At 72.5% G+C, this 17,637-nt stretch carries 24 protein-coding genes; 4 read left to right on the top strand and 20 right to left on the bottom strand.

Annotated elements, in window-relative coordinates; genetic code table 11:
- Positions 1–2: 2 nt before the first annotated feature.
- From ABT324_RS23850 to ABT324_RS23860, 3 genes are read right to left on the bottom strand one after another with little or no spacing between them, the layout of a single operon-like run.
- The gene (locus tag ABT324_RS23850) at positions 3–308 is read right to left on the bottom strand and encodes an AtuA-related protein (protein ID WP_351181644.1); all 306 of its coding nucleotides are present in this window, start codon (positions 306–308) and stop codon (positions 3–5) included.
- Positions 295–1,602: an acyclic terpene utilization AtuA family protein gene (locus ABT324_RS23855; RefSeq protein WP_351181647.1), complete on the bottom strand. Its 1,308-nt coding sequence runs from the start codon at positions 1,600–1,602 to the stop codon at positions 295–297. The genes ABT324_RS23850 and ABT324_RS23855 overlap by 14 nt, the downstream gene beginning before the upstream one ends.
- A complete protein-coding gene (locus ABT324_RS23860; RefSeq protein ID WP_351181650.1) occupies positions 1,602–2,873 on the bottom strand; it encodes a CitMHS family transporter in 1,272 nt (423 codons plus the stop codon). Before ABT324_RS23860 ends, ABT324_RS23855 begins: the two co-directional genes overlap by 1 nt.
- An 85-nt stretch (positions 2,874–2,958) precedes the next feature.
- Here ABT324_RS23860 and ABT324_RS23865 point away from each other — a divergent pair, with 85 nt between their 5' ends.
- A complete protein-coding gene (locus ABT324_RS23865) occupies positions 2,959–3,900 on the top strand; it encodes a LysR family transcriptional regulator (RefSeq protein WP_351181653.1) in 942 nt (313 codons plus the stop codon).
- Between the two features lie 5 nt (positions 3,901–3,905).
- Here ABT324_RS23865 and ABT324_RS23870 read toward each other — a convergent pair whose 3' ends face one another.
- Entirely contained in the window at positions 3,906–4,361 is a 456-nt protein-coding gene (locus ABT324_RS23870; RefSeq protein WP_351181656.1) for an ATP-binding protein, read from the bottom strand.
- 41 nt (positions 4,362–4,402) lie between these two features.
- Complete coding sequence (locus ABT324_RS23875) at positions 4,403–4,774, bottom strand: STAS domain-containing protein (RefSeq protein WP_351181659.1); 372 nt, start codon at positions 4,772–4,774, stop codon at positions 4,403–4,405.
- A 69-nt stretch (positions 4,775–4,843) separates the two neighbouring features.
- Between ABT324_RS23875 and ABT324_RS23880 the strand changes: the two genes are divergently transcribed.
- Complete coding sequence (locus tag ABT324_RS23880) at positions 4,844–6,061, top strand: PP2C family protein-serine/threonine phosphatase (protein WP_351181662.1); 1,218 nt, start codon at positions 4,844–4,846, stop codon at positions 6,059–6,061.
- Between the two features lie 86 nt (positions 6,062–6,147).
- On the opposite strand, the gene ABT324_RS23885 is transcribed toward ABT324_RS23880, so the two are convergent.
- The 10 genes from ABT324_RS23885 to ABT324_RS23930 are packed head-to-tail and all read right to left on the bottom strand — an operon-like array spanning position 6,148 to position 11,343.
- Positions 6,148–6,468, bottom strand: a complete 321-nt coding sequence (locus ABT324_RS23885; protein WP_351181665.1) for a gas vesicle protein K — start codon at positions 6,466–6,468, stop codon at positions 6,148–6,150.
- Positions 6,452–6,676 (bottom strand): gas vesicle protein, encoded by a 225-nt coding sequence (locus tag ABT324_RS23890; protein ID WP_351181668.1) that lies wholly within the window; start codon positions 6,674–6,676, stop codon positions 6,452–6,454. The genes ABT324_RS23885 and ABT324_RS23890 overlap by 17 nt, the downstream gene beginning before the upstream one ends.
- Positions 6,673–7,461, bottom strand: a complete 789-nt coding sequence (locus ABT324_RS23895; protein WP_351181671.1) for a GvpL/GvpF family gas vesicle protein — start codon at positions 7,459–7,461, stop codon at positions 6,673–6,675. Before ABT324_RS23895 ends, ABT324_RS23890 begins: the two co-directional genes overlap by 4 nt.
- Positions 7,454–7,858, bottom strand: a complete 405-nt coding sequence (locus ABT324_RS23900; protein WP_351181674.1) for a gas vesicle protein — start codon at positions 7,856–7,858, stop codon at positions 7,454–7,456. Before ABT324_RS23900 ends, ABT324_RS23895 begins: the two co-directional genes overlap by 8 nt.
- A 2-nt stretch (positions 7,859–7,860) precedes the next feature.
- Positions 7,861–8,256, bottom strand: a complete 396-nt coding sequence (gvpO, locus tag ABT324_RS23905) for a gas vesicle protein GvpO (protein WP_351181677.1) — start codon at positions 8,254–8,256, stop codon at positions 7,861–7,863.
- Between the two features lie 3 nt (positions 8,257–8,259).
- Complete coding sequence (locus ABT324_RS23910) at positions 8,260–8,511, bottom strand: gas vesicle protein GvpG (RefSeq protein WP_351181680.1); 252 nt, start codon at positions 8,509–8,511, stop codon at positions 8,260–8,262.
- A gap of 2 nt (positions 8,512–8,513) precedes the next feature.
- Entirely contained in the window at positions 8,514–9,302 is a 789-nt protein-coding gene (locus ABT324_RS23915; protein WP_351181749.1) for a GvpL/GvpF family gas vesicle protein, read from the bottom strand.
- Entirely contained in the window at positions 9,302–9,709 is a 408-nt protein-coding gene (gvpJ, locus tag ABT324_RS23920) for a gas vesicle protein GvpJ (RefSeq protein ID WP_351181683.1), read from the bottom strand. The genes ABT324_RS23915 and gvpJ overlap by 1 nt, the downstream gene beginning before the upstream one ends.
- A gap of 4 nt (positions 9,710–9,713) precedes the next feature.
- Entirely contained in the window at positions 9,714–10,808 is a 1,095-nt protein-coding gene (locus tag ABT324_RS23925; protein ID WP_351181686.1) for an SRPBCC family protein, read from the bottom strand.
- Positions 10,801–11,343, bottom strand: coding sequence for a hypothetical protein (locus ABT324_RS23930; RefSeq protein WP_351181689.1), 543 nt, complete (start codon positions 11,341–11,343; stop codon positions 10,801–10,803). The genes ABT324_RS23925 and ABT324_RS23930 overlap by 8 nt, the downstream gene beginning before the upstream one ends.
- 365 nt (positions 11,344–11,708) lie before the next feature.
- Here ABT324_RS23930 and ABT324_RS23935 point away from each other — a divergent pair, with 365 nt between their 5' ends.
- Both ABT324_RS23935 and ABT324_RS23940 read left to right on the top strand, forming a co-directional pair.
- Positions 11,709–12,776, top strand: a complete 1,068-nt coding sequence (locus tag ABT324_RS23935) for an NAD-dependent epimerase/dehydratase family protein (protein WP_351181692.1) — start codon at positions 11,709–11,711, stop codon at positions 12,774–12,776.
- A 58-nt stretch (positions 12,777–12,834) separates the two neighbouring features.
- On the top strand, positions 12,835–13,347 hold the full coding sequence (locus ABT324_RS23940; protein ID WP_351181695.1) for a DUF1360 domain-containing protein: 513 nt from the start codon (positions 12,835–12,837) through the stop codon (positions 13,345–13,347).
- Positions 13,348–13,351: 4 nt separating this feature from the next.
- Here the strand turns inward: ABT324_RS23940 and ABT324_RS23945 are convergent, their stop codons facing one another.
- From ABT324_RS23945 to ABT324_RS23965, 5 genes are all read right to left on the bottom strand, one after another.
- A complete protein-coding gene (locus tag ABT324_RS23945) occupies positions 13,352–13,732 on the bottom strand; it encodes a hypothetical protein (protein WP_351181698.1) in 381 nt (126 codons plus the stop codon).
- A 139-nt stretch (positions 13,733–13,871) separates the two neighbouring features.
- A complete protein-coding gene (locus ABT324_RS23950) occupies positions 13,872–15,191 on the bottom strand; it encodes a UDP-glucose dehydrogenase family protein (protein WP_351181701.1) in 1,320 nt (439 codons plus the stop codon).
- Positions 15,192–15,207: 16 nt separating this feature from the next.
- Positions 15,208–16,005, bottom strand: coding sequence for a Rossmann-fold NAD(P)-binding domain-containing protein (locus tag ABT324_RS23955; RefSeq protein ID WP_351181704.1), 798 nt, complete (start codon positions 16,003–16,005; stop codon positions 15,208–15,210).
- Between the two features lie 13 nt (positions 16,006–16,018).
- On the bottom strand, positions 16,019–16,948 hold the full coding sequence (locus ABT324_RS23960; RefSeq protein ID WP_502949787.1) for a glycosyltransferase family 9 protein: 930 nt from the start codon (positions 16,946–16,948) through the stop codon (positions 16,019–16,021).
- On the bottom strand, positions 16,945–17,631 hold the full coding sequence (locus ABT324_RS23965) for an SDR family oxidoreductase (protein ID WP_351181710.1): 687 nt from the start codon (positions 17,629–17,631) through the stop codon (positions 16,945–16,947). Before ABT324_RS23965 ends, ABT324_RS23960 begins: the two co-directional genes overlap by 4 nt.
- Positions 17,632–17,637: the final 6 nt, after the last annotated feature.

The following is a 17,637-nucleotide window of genomic DNA, read 5'->3' on the forward strand; positions in this document are numbered from 1 at the left end:
GCTCAGGGGTGCAGGGGGAGGGTGAGGAGGCGGGAGCTGAGGGTTTTGCCGTGGGTGTCGAGGGCCAGGGAGGTTGTCACTCCTCCGTCGAGGGCTTGGTGGCAGGTGAACTGGAGGGCGCAGAGGTTCGGTAGCTGCCAGCGCAGCACCTCGCCTCGGATGTGGTTCGCGAGGTGCTGCCGGACCCGCTCCGGCGTCACTTCCCGGACCAGGAGCGGGAAGTCCTCGTCGCGGTGCGGGAACAGCGACAGGGTTGAGGTGTCGCCCTTGTCCCCCGCGCGGCAGTGGGCGATGTCATGCAGCAGCACCGTCGGCCTCCAACACGGTCAGCTGGGTTTCCACGTCCTCGCGCGGAATCAGGGTCGACACGATCCCGACCACCTCGCGGACATCGGTGCGGACACCGCCGCCGCCCGCCGGGCCGTTGGTGTAGAGCGCCTCGACCTCGTGGCACACCACGTCGGCCGCCGCCGGGTTCGGCGCCATCGCGGCCACCCGGAGTCGGCACTCGTCGCCGGGCTCGCCGGAACCACCCAGCGCACCGAGGACATCCGCCCTGATCCGCAGCCCGGTGCCGCGCAGCCGGGCGGTGACGACGTCCGCCGCCAGTCGTGCCCGGCGGGTGGCGTTCGGCCCGGCGTAGCTGATGCCGCACTCCGCCCGGTAGCCCGCGCGGTAACCGACGCTGACCTTCAGCTCCGCCGGGCGGGGACGGCCGGTGGCGCCACCGATCCGGACGCGGTCGACGCCGGTCTGCTCCGCCCGCACGGAGCGGAAGTCCAGCACCACGTCCGGTGTGCGGTAACCCGTCGGGTCGGTGACCTCGTAGAGCAGCTGCTCGCGCACGGTCGCGGTGGACACGACGCCGCCGGTGCCCGCGAGCTTGCCGATGGTCGCGGTGCCGTCGGGGGCCACGTCCGCGAACGGGAAGCCGAGCTCGGCCAGGCCGGGCACGTCCGTCACGCCGGGGTCGGCGAAGTAACCGCCGGTGACCTGGCCCGCACATTCCAGCACGTGCCCGACGAGCGTCCCGGACGCGATGCGCGGCCAGTCGTCGAGATCCCACCCCAGCCGGTGGGCCAGCGGCGCGACGAACAGCGACGGGTCCGCGACCCGACCGGTCAGCACCACGTGCGCCCCGGCCTCGAGTGCGGGCAGCAGCGCATCGGCGCCCAGGTAGGCGTTCGCCGACACCACCGGCCCGTGGTCGGCGAGCGCGATCCCGTTCTCCAGCGCGGGGCGCCGCAGGTCCAGCCGGTCCAGCACGTCGTCCCCGGTGACCACCGCGACCCTGCCGGTCAACCCGAGCTCCACCAGCAGATCTCGGGTCTCCCGCCCCGCCGCGAGCGGATTCGCCGCGCCCATGTTGGTCACCACCCGCACGCCGCGCTCCAGCGCCACCGGCAGCAGCGGCTCGAACCGCGCCCGCAGCCGCGGGTCGTGGCCGAGCGCCGGATCGCGCAGCCTGCGCTGCTGGCCGAGCGCGATGGTGCGCTCCGCCAGGCATTCCAGCACCAGGTCGTCCAGCCCACCGCGCGCCGCGAGGTCCACCGCGGGCTCGATCCGGTCCCCGGCGAAGCCCGCCCCGCTCCCGATGCGCATCACAGCACCCCCGTGGCCAGCGCGACGGCGGTCATCACCAGGGTGGTGCCGAAGGCCCACCCGAAGATGAACCGCTGGTGGTCGCCGAGGTCGACCTTGCTCATCCCGAGCAGGATGAACGTCGACGCGGTCAGCGGGCTGAGCGGGAACCCGGTGGTCATCTGCCCGAGGACCGCGGCCCGCCCGATCGCCGCCGGGTCACCGCCGAGCGCCGCGGTGGTCTCGGCCAGCACCGGCACCACGCCGTAGTAGAAGGCGTCCGGGGTGAACACCAGGCTCAACGGCATGCTGGTGATCGCGGTGGCCACCGGCAGCAAGCCCGACGCCGAGTCGGGCACGACCGACACCAGGGCCTCGGCCATCGCCCCGGTCATCCCGGTGCCGGTGAGGACGCCAGTGAAGACCCCGGCAGCGAAGATCACCACTACGACCAGCACCACGTTGTGGGCGTGCTTGCTCAGCAACTCCTGCTGGCCGGCCCAGGACGCCCGGTTGACCAGCAGCGCCACCAGGAACGCCAGCAGGAACAGCACTTCCAGGTCCGCCAGCTGCGCCAGCAGGCACCCCACCAGCACCAGCGTCAGGACCGCGTTGGTCCAGAACCGCACCCGCTGCGCGCCGGTGAGCCTCGCCCGGTCCACCACGTCGACCTCGATGACGCCGAGCCGCTTCCGCTCCACCCGGCCGATCAGGTAGGCCGCGACCAGCACCCACAGGACCCCGGCCATCATCGCGGGCAGCACCGGCACGAACAGCTGGCCGGTGTCCAGGTCGAGCGCGGCCATCGCGCGGGCTGTCGGACCGCCCCACGGCACCATGTTCATCACCCCGGCCGCCAGGCAGACCACCCCGGCGAGCACGATGCGCCGCATGCCCAGCCGCTGGTAGATCGGCAGCAGCGCGGAGACCGTGATCAGGAACGTCGACGCCCCGTCACCGTCGAGCGCGACGAGCAGCGTCAGCAGCGCGGTGCCGACGGTGATCTTCAGCGGATCTCCCCCGGCCCAGCGCAGGATCCGGGCCACCGCTGGGTCGAACAGCCCGGCGTCGATCATCAGGCTGAAGTAGAGCACCGCGAAGGTGATCATGATGGCCACCGGGGCGACGGTGGCCAGCCCGTCGGCGACCAGTGCCCCGAGCTGGCCGCCGAAGCCGCTGGCCAGTGCCGCCGCCATCGGCACCAGGGTGAGGGCGAAGAGCACCGGGACGCGGCGGGACAGCACCAGGGCCAGGAACACCCCGACGGTCAGGAATCCACTCGCGGCGAGCACGCACCACCTCCGAAGTCGGACGGAGGTACTGTGATCCGCACCGCTCATGCAGGTCAAGCAACAGTTGTTGATAGATTGATGCACCATGCGCATGGACCTGACGTACCAGCAGCTCCGGCTGGTGCTCGCGGTGCACGACGCCGGGAGCTTCACCCTCGCCGCCGAGGAGCTGCACCTGGCCCAGTCCTCGATGAGCCGCACGGTCCGCGAGGTCGAGCGCAAGCTCGGCACCACGCTGTTCCACCGCACCACCCGGAACCTGGTGACGACCCCGGAAGGCGACGAGTTCTGCCGGGTGGCCCGGCGGGTGGTGGACGCGTTCGACGCGGGCATCAACCACTTCGAGGGCTTCCTCGCGGGCAGCCGCGGCCGGGTGCGCGTCGCGGCCCTGCCCTCGCTGGCGGCGATCCTGCTCCCGCCGGTGGTCTCCACCTACCGCGCGGCGCACCCCGGTGTCGAACTGTCCATCGTGGACGGGATGTCCGACGAGGTGCTGCAGCAGGTCCGCTCCGGCGAGGTCGACCTGGCGGTCACCGTGACCGCCGAACCGCTGCCGGACCTGGACGTCCGCCCGATCGCCACCGACCAGTTCTGCTGCGTCTTCCCACCGCAGCACCGGTTCTCGCAGCGCCGCGAGCTCACCTGGGCGGACCTGGCGGGCGAGCCGCACATCGCCTTCGAACCCAGCAGCAGCATCCGCCAGCACGCCGAACGCGCCTTCGCCACCGCACAGGTCGGCCCGGAGGTGGTGCTGGAATCGCGCAACATCGGCACCGTCGCAGGTCTGGTCGCGGCGGGACTGGGCGTGGCGGTGGTGCCCGGACTGGTGCTGCCGCTCGTCCAGTTCGCCCACCTCGAGCACCGAGCGCTGGGCGCCCCGGAAACCCGCCGCCAGATCGCGGTGGTCCGCGACCCGAACCGCCCCCTCGCGGCAGCCTCGGAGGCCTTCGTGGCGACGATCACCGGCGCCCAGCACGCCGCCGAACCCCTGCCCCCGGAGATGACCTGGCTACCGGCGCAGCGGTGAAGCGCTCAGCTCCGCGGGCCGATCTGCCAGCTGAGCTCGACGGTGGTGCCCGACGCCGTGGGGGTGATCACGGCGCGGTCGGCGAGGTTGTGGATCAGCGGTATTCCCTGGCCGCGGTTGGGGTGGCCGTCGGAATCCGGCGGGACCCAGTTGCCGCGGTCGACGATGGTGATCTCGATCAGCTGCTCCGCCACCCGGTGCTCCGCTTCCACGTCGATCGTGCCAGCGCGGGAGTACGCGTGCTCGACGACGTTCGCCATCGCTTCGTAGCAGGCCAGGGCAAGTGCCTCCACGGCTGGTGCGCCGAGACCGGCGCGTCGGCTCCACGCGACCAGCTCGTCGCGCAGGGTGCGGATGTCAGCAGGTGTGGCCGCCGCCAGCTGGTAGCGCAACGCCGGTGCCTGGGCGTCGCCGCACGGGGCCGCACGCGGTGTGGGGCCACCGTCGAGCTCGCCAGCCATGGTTTCGAACCCATCCCTCCGCCGTTCGCGGAGCATCGCGATCAAGCGGACGCGGCCATCGCCTTCTCGAGGGAGGAGAAGACGTCGATCTCCTGGTCCAGGCCGGTCAGCTGGACCGGTCGCGCGGTCGCCGGACCACCAACGACGACGCGGAACTCGACGTCGTCGCCCGCGCGGTTGCGCGCTCGGACCAGCATCGCCAGTCCGGCTGAGGACAGGAAAGTCACCCCGGTGAGGTCCAGGACCAACGCCTCCGGTTTCTCGTCCAGGGCGTTGTCGACCAGCTCCTCCACCCGAGGGGCGTTGATCAACTCGATCTCGCCCGCCACCTCCACCAGCAAGGTCCGGTCCGACCACCGGGTGAGCACGTTCAGCGGCACTTGCGGTTGGTCCGGATCGGTAGGCGTCACCATGCCCCCATGGTGGCCCCCACGCGACCGGAATGCAAAAGTGGTTCGGCATCGGCGGGATAGGATGGCCCCATGAAGACCTCGGTCAGTTCGCCCGGCGGCGCCGAGGAGAGGCTGCGGCAGATCGAGCAAGTCATCGACACCGCGCTCTCCCACCTCGAGTCCGATGACTTGCTGCGGGAGATGCTGCACCGGGTCAGCGACCTCCTGGACGCCGACACCGCTGCGGTCATGCGCTACGAACCGGTCGGGGAGCTGCTGGTCGCCGCGGCTGCGGTGGGCATCGAGGACGAAGTCCGCCAGAACGTCCGGATCCCCGCGGGGCACTCCTTCTCCGATGCGATCGCCGCAGGTCGCCGACCGTCGATCCTGGACAGTCGGCAGGACCCGTCGATCCTGCACCCGGCGTTCCACGGGCGCGGCATCTCGACGCTGGTCGGCGCGCCGATGCTGGCGAACGGGGAGATCGTCGGCGTGCTGTACGTCGGCACCTACGCCTTCCGCGACTTCACCGGGCACGACGTGCACCTGCTCCAGCTCGCCGCGGACCGCCTCGCGATGGCCATGCGCTCCAGCACCACCCGCGCCGAACGCGCCGCGACCAAGGCGCTGCAGCGCAGCCTGGTGCCCACCCGCCTGCCGTCCGTGGCAGGGGTCACATTGGACGCGCGCTACGTCTCGGGGGACGAGCCGGGCATCGGCGGCGACTGGTACGACGTCTTCGACCTGCCGTCCGGCCACATCGGCATCGTGATGGGCGACGTAGTGGGCAGCGGGCTCCCGGCCGCCATCGTGATGGGCAGGCTCCGCAGTGCGCTGCGCGCCTACGCCATCGAGAGCGATGACCCCGGCGTCGTGCTGCACAAGCTCGACCGCAAGGTGACGCACTTCGAACCCAACGCCATGGCCACGGTCAGCTACTCGACCTACGACCCGGCCACGTTCCAGCTCCGGATCTCGCTGGCCGGCCACCTGCCGCCGGTCGTCGCCGGGCCCGGCGGCCGGGAGCTCACCGACCTCCCGGTCGACCCACCGGTGGGCCTCGGGGTGTCCAACTGCGAGCGCCGCACGGCACTCCTCGACGTGCCCGAGGACGGTGTCGTCTGCTTCTACACCGACGGGTTGGTCGAGCGCCGCGGCGAACCCATCGACGCCGGGCTCGAGCGGTTGCGCCAGGCCGTCGTCCCCGCCTCGGCGACCAGCGTGTGCACGGCTGTCATGAACAAGCTCGTCGGCGCGGAACGCCCGGCGGACGACATCGCCCTGCTCGTGGTGAGCCGCTCGTCGTGACCGGACCGCGGCCGGGGTGTCCACTTCGGACGCCGCGGGCGCCGCACCGGTCGACCGGTGCGCGACGACTTCGGTGGCAACCGGCATCAGTCGCGCGGGAGGAGCGGGCCCAGCGGGCCGAGGTCGATGTTGAGGTCGGCCTCGGTGAAGCCGAACCGGTCGCGGAGCTCCTGCATGCCCTCCGAGAGCTTCATCAGCGCCATCCCGAGCTCCTCCTCCTGCTGCTCGTCGAGGTCACCGCCCTCCACCCGCCGCAGGGCCTGCCGCTCCATCAGCTGGCGCACCAGCTCCACCACGGTGAGCACCAACCGGACGAGGTCGCGCTGCACCGCCTCCGCATCGGTCTCGATCCGGTGCGGGAGCCTGCCCCGGCGCCCGTCGCCCGCCGAGCTAGGAGTCGATGCCATACCGGGGCTCCAGCGCGTCGTGGACCGAGCAGATGATGGCGCGCAGCGACACCCGGACCAGGTCGACCCCGGCCAGCGAGATCGTCACGTCCCCGGTCAGCACCACTCCCCCCGCGAGCAGGCGGTCCAGCAGGTCGACCAGGGCGACCTCGCGGACGTCGGAGGGTCCGCCGGGCTGCCGGGGGGTGACGACGTCTGCTCGGGTCATTGCTCTCCTCCCGTTCGGATCTCGGCGAAGGAGTACGGCGGCCACGGCCCGGTCAGCTGGACCTCCAGCGCCTCGTTGCGACCGGCCAGCGCGCGCACCTGCGCGGCGAACTCCTCCCCTGCCGCCTCGTCCACCAGGTAGGAGCAGTTGAGCACCATCAGGCCCGCGTAACCGGCGAGCTCGCGGTTCTGCGGCGGGTGCACGCGGCTCGCCGCAGCGAGCGCGCTGAGCTCGTCGTGGACCTCCCCGGCCAGTTCCACCGCCACGCCCTCCGCGTCGGCCCGGCTGTCCCGGCGCTCCCGAAGCTGGCGCAGGTACGACGCACCGGGCCCACCGGCTGGCTCCTCGACCGCGCTGGTCCCCGCGCGCCGCAGGGCGGGGTTGTCGAGGTCCGCGTACGCCTTGACACCCCACTCCACCCGGCCCTCGATGGTGCGCAGGACCTCGGTGAAGTCCGGCGACCGCTCGGCCAGCAGCGCCCGGACCCGGTCGTCGTCGAAGTAGACCGTCGCCAACCCGAACGGCGCGACCGCCGCACCGGGTGCCGCGACGAGCAGCACCTGGTTGTGCGCGCGGGCGGTGGCCTCCAGCCACTGCAGGTCTTCGAGGTTCGTCCGCAGCGGTTCCTCCCCGAACTCCGCCGCGTCGACCGTGCTCACCAGCGCCGCCAGGCCCGCTTCCCGGACGACCCGGACAGCCGCGCCCCCCACCCCGAGCACGTCCGGGGTCGCGTCGGTGCCGGGATCGGGCATGATCCCGTAGACGTAGGTCATCGGCTCAGCCACGGTCCTGCTCCTCGGAGTTCCTGGACTTCCGCCCCTCCACCGCTGGCGGTTCGCCGCCGAGCTCGCGCACCTGGTCGCGCAGGCGGCGGTTCTCGACCTCCAGGTCGCGGTGGCCGGAGGACAGCGTGGGGTCGTGCTCCCACCAGTCGATGCCCATCTCGCGGGCCCGCTCCACCGAGGCGACGACGAGCCGCAGCTTGATGGTGAGCAGCTCGATGTCGAGCAGGTTCACCTGGATGTCGCCAGCGATGACGATCCCCTTGTCCAGCACCCGTTCCAGGATGTCGGCGAGGTTCGCGCCCGACTCCTGGCGGGGGGCGACGTTGGCGCGCTGCCCCTGCCAGACCGGGGCGCGCGCCCGGTCCGGCTGCTGGTCGTCGCGGCCGCGTCCCGTCATCGCTAGTCGCCCTGCCCCCGCGAGTAGCGGTTGATGCGCCGGTAGGAGACCAAGTCACCCTCCTCGTCGAGCTCTGCCTCGTAGATGGCCAGGATGTCCGCGGTGTTGGGGACCCGGTGGGCCTCGACCACCTCCACCGCCACCACCCACCCGTCGTCGGTGCTGGTCAGCGAGGTCACCCCCTCCGGGTCCTTCCCGGTCAGCTGGTGCACCTGCCGCAGGGCCAGCTGGGCGATGTCGGCGGCCTTGAGGGCAGGGCGCCGCTCCCGGCTGCGCTCGGGCTCCGCCGACCTGGTGCGGCCACGCTCCTCCGGTTCGGAGTCCTGCCGGGAGCCGCCCTGCTCCCGGCGTCGGGGCCGGCGTTCCTCGACGTCGCGGTCATCGCGGTTGGTCGCCACGGATCACAACTCCCCCGCCGCGTGGCGGCGCTGCGCCTCGAACAGCCTGTCCAGCCACGCCGCCTCGATCTCGTCGCGCTCCTCGTCGGTCAGCTCCCCCGCCGCGTGCGCGTCGTCGACCTCCGCCAGCTTCCGCCGGATCATCGCCGTGTCGTAGTAGTTCTGCTCGGCGTGCCGCCTCACCTGGTCGACCGTCCACACGACACCGCGGACCGGTGCCAGCGGGAGCGTGAGCAGACCGCTGATCAGTCCCATGATCACTCCTCGGGAACGAAGTCGTAGGGCGCCAACGGCCCCACCAGGCGCAGCTGGAGGCGACCGCTCCACCGGTCGCCCAGCTCGTCCAGCGCCTCCTCGAAGGCGTCGCGCCTGTCGTGCTCCACCAGCACGGCGACGTCGAACGCGTCGTCCTCGCCGCCGACCTCGCGGACCACCGTCGCGACGACGTGCGGGGACAGCGCGTCGAGCAGCTCGCCGACGTCGGTTTCGCGCTTGGCGACCACGGCGTTGCTGACCAGTTCGCCGAGCTTGAGCCGCTGGTCGTAACCCTCCTCCTGCGGAACACCGCGCAGTGATTCGCGGAGCTGCCCGATCTCGGGGTTTTCCGCCACGATCTCGCGGATGTGCGAGGAGTCCGAGTAACGCCCGCGCACCGTGAACTGGACCACGCCGTCGAGCTGGGCGAGCAGGTCCGCGAAGTGCTCCTCGTGCGGCGCCAGCAGCTCGTTGACCACCTCCTCCGCGGAGGCCACCACACCACCGAAGCGCATGGGCACCACCGCTGTCTCGGCGGCGAGGGTGTCGAGGACCTGCTCGTGCGCGAGGAGGTCGTCGCGCTTGCCCAGCGGCCGGGACAGCTGCAGGTCGCTGATCACCGCGGACAGCGATCCGTGCGACACCGCCCGCACCGGGGCGTCGTCGTCGCCCACCGAGGCGAGGTCCTCCGGGACGGGGTGCGAGGACCGGATGATGCCGTAGACGTACACCCCGCCCGTGCCCTGCGCCGCCGCGCTGCCGGGGTCCTGTTCCTGCTGCACGTGCGCCATCACCGATCACGTCCTCGGTCGTCGTCGCGCCGCCGCGAGGGCTGCTTCTCCCGCTTCTCGTCCCGGAACTCGTCGAACTTGTCCTTGGCGGCGTCGATCATCCCCTTGGTCTTGCCCTCGGCACCGCTCTGCGTCATGCCCTGGGTCAGCTCGGTCAGGTCCTTGCCGCCCTTCTCGTGCAGGTCGAGCCGGTTCGTCGCCTCCGCGAAGCGGAGGTAGGTGTCCACCCCGGCCACCACCACGCGCGCGTCGATGGTGACGAGCTCGATCCCGACCAGGGAGACGCGGACGAACGCGTCGATGACCAGTCCCTTGTCGAGGATCTGCCCCACCACGTCGGCCAGGCTGCTCGATGGCGCTCGCTGGACCTGTGAAGACCCGCCCCCGCCTGTGTTCGCGATCGTCATCGGTTCATCTCCTGCGTCCGGAGGTCGCTCGCTCGCGACGGCCGCTCGTGCGCTCGTCGTCGGGCTCCTCGTCCTCGTCCTGCTCGTCGTACTCGTCCTCGTCCTGGTCCTGGTAGTCCTCGTCCTCGTCGCGGTCCTCGTCCTCGTCGTAGGAGTCCTCGTCGTCCTCGTACTCGTCGCGGTCGTCCTCCCGCTCGTCCCGGTCGGACTCCTCGTCCTCCTCGCGGTCCGAGCCGCGCTCGTCGCCCTCCTGCTCGGACATGGCCTCGTCGTGGGTCTTGACCACCTCTCCGTCGCGGATCTCACCGCGCCAACCCTCGATCTCGTCCTGCTCCAAGATCGTCCGCGTCATCATGTGCCGCTGGATGTGCTTGAAGTCCGCGCGCACCCGACGCCCCTGCGCCCGCCACAGGTTCGCGGTCTGCTCGAAGAACCCCTTGGGCCGGTACTCGATCACCAGCAGGATCTTCGTCAGGTTCGCCGCCAGCGCGTGGAAGGTCACCGACCCGTCGACGGTCCCCTTGTCCCCCTCCGAGGTCCAGACGATCCGGTCCTCCGGCACCTGGTCGATGATGGTGGCCTTCCAGCTTCGGTGGGACAGGAAGATCTGGGCCTTCCAGGTGACCTCCTCGTCAGCGGACTGGTCGACCTGGTTGACCTTCTTGGTGAAGCGGGGGAACTCCTCGAACTGCGTCCACTGGTCGTAGGCGACCCGCACCGGTAGGCCCACGTCGGCCTGCTCGACGATGTTGACGACCTTGGTCTCGTCCGCCCCGCCGCGGCCGCCGCCCCCACCGCCGCCGCCGAGGACGCCGCCCAGTGCTCCGCCGACCTTGTCTTTGAGCCCGCCGACCGCGGCCTTGACGGGCGCGGAGATCAGGCCCATCTTGCTGCCGCCCAGGAGGGCCTTCAGCACACCGTCGCCCCCGTTGGCGGCGGACTTGGCGAGTTGCTCGGCCATCCCCTCCACCTTGTCGGTGAGCGAGCCCGCCGCCCGCTCCACCAGGGCGCTGAGCAGGTCCTGCGCGCCCTTGCGGAGGGGGTCGAGCGGGAGCTCGGAGATCAAGCTCGACGTGCCCCGGTCAGCCTGCTCAGCCATCGTCCTCACCTCGCCGTCCGCTCGACCCACCGCTGGACCTCGTCCGCCGCCCGCCGCTCGACTGCGGCCTGGACTTCGAGGCGGCCCGCGGGCGGGTGCCGCGCCCGGAAGCGGTGTCCTTCGCCCTGCTCGCCCGTTCCCGCGTCGAAGAAGCGGACGGGCGCTCCTCAGTGCGCTCCTCCTCGGTGTCCTCGTCCTGCGAGCCCTCTTCGGAGCGCTGCGACGGGACCGCGCGCAGACCTTCCGCTCGCCGGCTCAGGTTCTCGCCGACCGAGTCGATCTTGTTGGATGCTGCCGCGAGCGCGGCGCTCTTGGCCGCGTCGACGAGGTTCTGCCGCACCTCACCGGTCAGCTTGCCGAGGGCGGGCGAGGACTCCACGAGCTTGGCCCCCTGGTCCAGCAGCGCCTTGGGATCCATCGGGAGGCGGCGGCCCAGCAGCATCCCGCCGACCGTGAGGGCCAGCTTCATCTTCCGGGTGCGCCCCAGCGCGTAGCCAAGACCCACCGCGAGCGCGATCTGAGGTCCGGTTTTCATGGATCGACCTCCCTGCGGACTGATTAACCGGGTCATACCCCCGCCCGGGGGGCCCGACACCCGATTCCGGCAACTCGCCGGGACCGCCCCCTGCACCGGCCGTGAAGGGCACCGCGTTGCCGATCATGCGGGCGACACCTGCCCAGTGGAGTCCTATGTGGATTGATTTTCCCGCCGGGCGCCACTGGAGTTGGCTTCCACAACTCACGCCCCACCAACAACATCCAGATCGACCAGACCACGAAACCCTCATGCACGACCAGAGACGGATCACCACTCCAGCAACTCCGGGCTCTGCGGTTTGCCCGTGGGGCACGGGGGAAGCCGAGTGGGGAGCAACTCCGCCGCGAACGGGAGGTGGCGCCATGGCAGCGCCCGGGGGCCGACGGCGCATCGCCGTGGTCGGAGCTACCGGCAACATCGGCACCAGCACGGTCGCCGCGCTCGAAACCGATCCGACGGTGGGCGAGGTCCTCGCCCTGTCCCGCCGGGAACCGCCGGTCACCGGCGGGAAGGTCCACTGGGAGCGCACCGACGTCCGGGAGGACGACCTGGTGGCGCGGTTCGCCCCGGTCGACGCCGTGATCCACCTGGCCTGGCTCTTCCAGCCCACCCACAACCCGATCACGACGTGGCGCAACAACGTTCTCGGCAGCATCAGGGTCTTCGACGCCGCCGCTGCGGCTGGAGTGCCGCGCATCGTCTACGCCTCCTCCGTCGCCGCCTACAGCTCAGGGCACGGGGACCAGCCCGTGGACGAGACCTGGCCGACGCACGGGTGGCCCGGCGCCGCCTACAGCCGGGAGAAGGCCTACCTGGAGCGCTACCTGGACGCCTTCGAGCTGCGGCACCCGGACGTCGAGCTGGTCAGGATGCGGACCGCGTTCTGCTTCAAGCACGCGTCGGCGTCCCAGCAGCGGCGCCTGTTCATGGGGCCACTGGTGGTCAACCGGATGGTCCGCCCCGACCTGCTCCCGGCCCTGCCGATCCCCGGCGGGATGCGGTTCCAGGCGGTGCACAGCGACGACGTCGGCGAGGCGTACCGGCTGGCCGCGCTCGGCACGCGGGTTGGCGCCTTCAACGTCGCGGCGGCCCCGCTGGTCGATTCGCAGGTGCTCGGGGAGCTCGTCGGCAGGCCGACGGTCGGCCTGCCGACGCGGGTGGCGCGGTCCGCGCTCTCCGCGGCGTGGAACCTGCACCTCGTCCCCGCCTCCCCTGGGCTCTTCGAGGCCTTCCTCCGGCTGCCGGTGATGGACACCTCCCGGGCCCGCGACGAGCTCGGGTGGTCGCCGGAGCACAGCTCGACCACAGCGGTGGCCGAGTTCCTGCAGGGGGTGCGCGACGCGGGCGGCGGCCGGACCCCGCCGCTGCGGACGCGCCTGCCGGGCGGGCGGCGCCAGGAGTTCAGCACGGGCGTCGGCCAGCGCCCGTGACACACCCACAACGAGTAGCGGCGCCGCGCGCCGGAACGACCGGACCCAGGTGATCACCATGACCGACGACCGAAGCGGGGTCATCGACGGAGCCCAGCGGCAGGCGGCGGAGTACCGCGCCGGAGCGGAGCGCCCGCTCGGCGGCTACCTGGTGCTCATCGCCGCGTTCGCGGCCGTGGTCGCGGCCGCAGCGGGTGCCGCTGCCGCGACCCGGCGCACCCCACCGAGCGGCCTCCGGGTGTTCGACGTCGTGCTGCTCACGGCCGCCACGCACAAGGTCTCCCGCACACTGACCAAGGACTCCGTCACGAGCCCGCTGCGCTCGCCCTTCACCCGGTTCGCCGAGCAGTCGGGGCCCTCGGAGGTCAACGAGGAGGTCCGCAAGCCCGACCAGACCAGGCACGCGCTCGGCGAGCTGCTTACCTGCCCGTTCTGCCTCGACCTGTGGGTGGCCACCGGGTTCGCGATCGGCATGGTCTTCGCGCCCGCCACCACCCGCTGGGTCGCGACCACGTTCTCCGTGCTGGCCGGTGCCGACTTCCTGCAGCTCTACTACTCCAAGCTGCAGTAGGGCGTCACGACTCGGGCTCGTCGTGGCGTTGCACGGTGTCCTCGTGCGCGTGCCGGGACTCCGCCCAGTAGCCCCGGGCGTCGGAGACCGCGGACGCCAGCACGTCGTTCATGTGCCGCAGGTGGCCGACGGCCCGGTCCAGCGCTTCGTGCGGGTGGTCCCGGAGCGCGCGCTCGAACAGCTCCTCCCGGTCCACCCGGTCGATCTGCTCGACGAGCGTGCTGGTCAGGTGCTCCAGCGAGTAGAGCACGCCGAGGAGGGCTGAGCCGTAGGCGGGCCAGTCCTCCTTCGCCAGGTCGACGCGGCTCTGGCGCGTCGCGGCGTTGTCGATCTCGTCCCGGGCGGCGTGGAGCCGTTCGATCGGGTGCGGAACCCCTTGCCCCATCAGCGAAGCACCCCCACAGCGCAGTGGTCCGATGTGGAGCGTCGGGCGGCAGCGCCCGACGCGGGTCGGTCGCACCTCATCGTCTGCTCCTGCCCAGGGGTATCCGAACCACCCGCCGAGTAGTCATGCCGCGCGGCGCTCACCTGTCCGGCGCCCGCCCCACCCCGTGGACGACCGCACCCGCTCGGCGCAGCGATGCCGCGTCCAGCACGTTGCGGGTGTCGACGACCACCGGGTGCTCGGCCAGGTCGAGGAGCTGCGACCAGTCGAGGGCCCGAAACTCCGGCCAGTCGGTGAGCACCACCACTGCGCGGGCGCCCTTCGCCGCCTGGTAAGCGCTGTCCACGACGGCGATCTCCGTGGGCAGTCCCGGCTCGTCACCGCGCAGCGCCGGGTCGAAGCCGACCAGGTCCGCGCCCCGCCGGGCCAGCGCCTCGGCGACCGCGAGCGCGGGCGAGTCGCGCAGGTCGTCGGTTCCCGCCTTGAACGCCAGGCCGAGCAGTGCCAGCCGCGCCCCGGTCAAGGCACCTCCGCAGGCCGCGACGATCTTGCGCACCACCCGGCGCCGGTGCCGGTGGTTGCTCTCGACCGCGGCCCGGACCAGCGGCAGCTCCACCCCGGCGAGCTCCGCGGTGTGCAGCAGCGCCGCGGTGTCCTTGGGCAGGCACGAGCCACCCCAGCCGGGCCCCGGCCGCAGGAAGGAGTCGGCGATCCGGTGGTCGTGCCCCGCGCAGGTGGTGATCCCGGTGATGTCCGCCCCCACGCGTTCGCAGACCTCGGCGAGGTCGTTGACGTAGGAGAGCTTGGTGGCCAGGAAGGAGTTCGCCGCGTACTTGACCACCTCGGCGCTGGCCGGGTCGGTGCGCACCACCGGTGCGTCCAATTGGGCGTAGAGGTCGGCGACCTGCTGAGCCGCCGCCTCGTCCGCGGCACCGACCACGATCCGGTCCGGGTGCAGGAAGTCGTGCACGGCCAAGCCTTCGCGGAGGAACTCGGGGTTGCTCACCACCGCCACGTCGGCGCGCCCCACCAGCTCGGTCAACCGCGCGGACGTGCCGACCGGGACGGTTGACTTGGTCACCAACAGGCTGCCCCCGACCAGGTGGTCGCGCACCTCCCGGCACACCTCCGCCACTGCCGCCAGGTCCGCGCCGCCGTCGGCCGCCATCGGCGTCGGCAGGCACAGGAAGACGAACTCCGCGTCGCGCACCGCGGCCACCGACGAGTGCGTGAACCTCAGGTGCCCGGAGCCGGTCCCGGCGCGCACGAGGTCGCCGAGGCCGGGTTCGCGGATGCGGACCTCGCCCCGGGCCAGCTGCGCCAGCTTGGCCCGGTCCAGGTCGCAGCACGTCACGCGGTGGCCGAGCGAGGCCAGGCAGGCCCCGGTGGTCAGGCCGACGTAGCCGGTGCCGACCACCGCGATCCGGCGGTTCGGTGGGTTGTGCGTCCTGGGGTCCATGCGGCCTCGCAACGGTTCACGGGTGCGCGTCGAGCGCGCTGAGGGTGGGGGGCGGGGCGTCGGCCCCGGCCAGCGCCCGCAGGCGGGCGACGCCGCGGTGCTGGTCGACGTCGAGCTGGTCGGTCGCGGCTCGGGTGCGCGGTCGCCCGATCCGCCGGTCCCCCTGGAGGCAGGCGACGACGCTGTCGACGTCGGCGCCCACGGCTTGGCAGTAGTCCGCCAGCTGGTCGAAGAACTGCTGCTTCATCGCGCAGAGCCCGTCGCGCGCCGGGCCGACGAGGTCGGCGGTGCGCAGGTCCACGTGCACCACGGGTGCGGATGCCGCGGGGTGAAGGTCGGCGACCACCCTGCCCGCCGCCGGGTCGGTCGATCCGATGACCAGGCAGTCCGGTGCCAGGAAGTCCTGCAGCGCGGTCCCGGGCCGCAGGACCAGCGGGTGGCTGGCGAAGCGCAGGTCCGGCCGCCCGAGGGCCCCGGCGAGCGCCGAAGTGCACTCCCACGGCGGCAGGCAGGTGTTCACCACGGTGCCACCGTCCGGCAGGCGCTCCGACAGCCTCGCGATCCCGGCCCGGTCCCCGCACACGAAGACCGTCCGCGCTCGGGGCGCTCCCGAGCACCGCAGGCGGCCCGACCGCAGCGGGTCCAGCAGGGCGCTGCCGAGACCGGGTTCGGCGGACAGGTCAGCCCGGTGCAGCACCTCCGGGGAGCAAACCACCTCGTGGCCCAACCGGGCCAGGCCCGCCACCACGACGGCAGCGGTGCGGCCCGTGCCGCGCACGGCGACGGGTCCAGGTGGGACGTCGTTGGCGCACATCCGCTCCTCCACTTCAGCCCGTTGCGACCAGGAGTTCCTCGGCGGCCTCGATCACCCGGCCCGCGGAGAGGGCCAGCAGCCCAGCGTCCGGTTCGGCGGCGAAGGTGTCGCCGCGGCGGCCGTGCCACAGGGCGATGTGGCGCCCGTCGGCCGGTGGGCCCCACTGGGCGGGGGCGACCGGTCCGAAGAGCACCACCGAAGGCGTCCGGTAGGCGGTGGCCAGGTGCGCGACGCCGGTGTCCCCGCAGACGACCAGCTTCGCCCCGGCGACCAGGCCGGCGAGCTGCCGCAGCCCGGTCGCCCCGGCCAGCACCGCGTCCGGGGCCAGCCCACCGAGCTCGGCCACCCGCTGGGCGAGCGGCTCCTCCGCCGCCGAGCCCGTGACCACCACCCGGTTCCCGTCCGCCGCCAGGCGCCGGGCCACGGCGGCGAAGCGCTCCACCGGCCAGCGGCGCGCCCCGTGGCTGGCACCGGGGTGCACGACCACAGCACCGGGTTCGAGCTCCTCGGGTGGTCGGGGGAGCGCCAGGTCCGCCGGGTCGGCGGCGATGCCGTGGTGCTCCAGCATTCGGCACCAGCGCTGCACCTCGTGCTGGTCGCACCGCCACGCCGGCCCCGCCAGGGCCGGGAAGGCCGGGTGCTGGTGGGTCAGGACCCGCCGTGCCCGCGTGCCGCACAGCGCCGCCACCGACTGCGGACCCGTCCCGTGCAGGTTGACCGCCACGTCCGGGGCCCGCCCCGGCCACGAGAACTCCCGCAACGAAGGGGTGTGGTGCAGCTCGTCGACCTCCGGCAGCAGCGGGAGGAGGTGCCCCAGCGGGTGCGGTGCGGCGAGCACCAACCGGTGCTGCGGGAAGTGCCGCCGCAAGCCGCGCAACGCGGGGACGGCGGTGAGCAGGTCCCCCAGGCCCAGCGCCCGGAGGACGAGCAGCACCGGTGTCACGGCCACGACGGCTCCTCCGAGTGGCACACCACCATCTCGCGCACCTCGCAGCCGGGCGGCTGGCGCAGGGCGAACACGACCGCCGCCGCGACGTCCTCGGGCTTGTTCAGCTTCGCTCCCGGCGGCGGCTTGTACTGCTCGTCGCGGCCGTCGAAGAACGCGGTGCGCATGCCGCCCGGCACGAGCAGCGTGACCCCGATGCGGCCGCGGGTCTCGGCGGCCAGCGCGCGGGTGAAGCCGACGATGCCGAACTTCGAGGCGCAGTAGGCCGTCGCGTCGCTGACGGCGCTCACCCCGAGGGTCGACGCGCAGGTCACCACGGTGCCCCGCGCCCGCTCCAGGTGCGGCAGCGCTGCACGCACCACGGCGGCGGTGCCGAGGAGGTTGACCTCGATGACGCGTTCCCAGTCCGCCGGGGGCACCGAACCCAGCTGCCCGCAGCTGTCGATCCCGGCTGCGGTGAACACCGCGTCTAGTCCGCCCGCGCCCTCGGCCAGCTCCTGCACGGCATGTTCGGCCGCGCGGCGGTCGGCCAGGTCGACGCAGGCGTGCTTGACCGGCGCCGAGGGCACCTCCCGGTCGAGCACCAGCGGGGTCCCGCCCTCCGCCAGCACGGCCTCGACGGCGGCCGCGCCCAACCCGGAAGCGCCGCCGGTGACCAGCACGTTGCCCAGCTGCCTCATCGATAC

This window comes from Saccharopolyspora sp. NPDC000359, assembly GCF_040300525.1.
Classification (GTDB): Bacteria; Actinomycetota; Actinomycetes; order Mycobacteriales; family Pseudonocardiaceae; genus Saccharopolyspora.

Bases quoted from the DNA above. Each gene is read 5' to 3' on its own strand.
- ABT324_RS23855 (WP_351181647.1), bottom strand. From the start codon at position 1,602: ATGCGCATCGGGAGCGGGGCGGGCTTCGCCGGGGACCGGATCGAGCCC.
- ABT324_RS23940 (WP_351181695.1), top strand. From the start codon at position 12,835: ATGACCGACGACCGAAGCGGGGTCATCGACGGAGCCCAGCGGCAGGCG.
- ABT324_RS23900 (WP_351181674.1), bottom strand. From the start codon at position 7,858: ATGACGGGACGCGGCCGCGACGACCAGCAGCCGGACCGGGCGCGCGCC.
- ABT324_RS23930 (WP_351181689.1), bottom strand. From the start codon at position 11,343: ATGAAAACCGGACCTCAGATCGCGCTCGCGGTGGGTCTTGGCTACGCG.
- ABT324_RS23890 (WP_351181668.1), bottom strand. From the start codon at position 6,676: ATGACCCGAGCAGACGTCGTCACCCCCCGGCAGCCCGGCGGACCCTCC.
- ABT324_RS23875 (WP_351181659.1), bottom strand. From the start codon at position 4,774: ATGGTGACGCCTACCGATCCGGACCAACCGCAAGTGCCGCTGAACGTG.
- ABT324_RS23865 (WP_351181653.1), top strand. From the start codon at position 2,959: ATGCGCATGGACCTGACGTACCAGCAGCTCCGGCTGGTGCTCGCGGTG.
- ABT324_RS23885 (WP_351181665.1), bottom strand. From the start codon at position 6,468: ATGGCATCGACTCCTAGCTCGGCGGGCGACGGGCGCCGGGGCAGGCTC.
- ABT324_RS23915 (WP_351181749.1), bottom strand. From the start codon at position 9,302: ATGGCGCACGTGCAGCAGGAACAGGACCCCGGCAGCGCGGCGGCGCAG.
- ABT324_RS23935 (WP_351181692.1), top strand. From the start codon at position 11,709: ATGGCAGCGCCCGGGGGCCGACGGCGCATCGCCGTGGTCGGAGCTACC.
- ABT324_RS23925 (WP_351181686.1), bottom strand. From the start codon at position 10,808: ATGGCTGAGCAGGCTGACCGGGGCACGTCGAGCTTGATCTCCGAGCTC.
- ABT324_RS23910 (WP_351181680.1), bottom strand. From the start codon at position 8,511: ATGGGACTGATCAGCGGTCTGCTCACGCTCCCGCTGGCACCGGTCCGC.
- ABT324_RS23870 (WP_351181656.1), bottom strand. From the start codon at position 4,361: ATGGCTGGCGAGCTCGACGGTGGCCCCACACCGCGTGCGGCCCCGTGC.
- ABT324_RS23880 (WP_351181662.1), top strand. From the start codon at position 4,844: ATGAAGACCTCGGTCAGTTCGCCCGGCGGCGCCGAGGAGAGGCTGCGG.
- ABT324_RS23955 (WP_351181704.1), bottom strand. From the start codon at position 16,005: ATGTGCGCCAACGACGTCCCACCTGGACCCGTCGCCGTGCGCGGCACG.
- ABT324_RS23950 (WP_351181701.1), bottom strand. From the start codon at position 15,191: ATGGACCCCAGGACGCACAACCCACCGAACCGCCGGATCGCGGTGGTC.
- ABT324_RS23965 (WP_351181710.1), bottom strand. From the start codon at position 17,631: ATGAGGCAGCTGGGCAACGTGCTGGTCACCGGCGGCGCTTCCGGGTTG.
- ABT324_RS23945 (WP_351181698.1), bottom strand. From the start codon at position 13,732: ATGGGGCAAGGGGTTCCGCACCCGATCGAACGGCTCCACGCCGCCCGG.
- gvpJ (WP_351181683.1), bottom strand. From the start codon at position 9,709: ATGACGATCGCGAACACAGGCGGGGGCGGGTCTTCACAGGTCCAGCGA.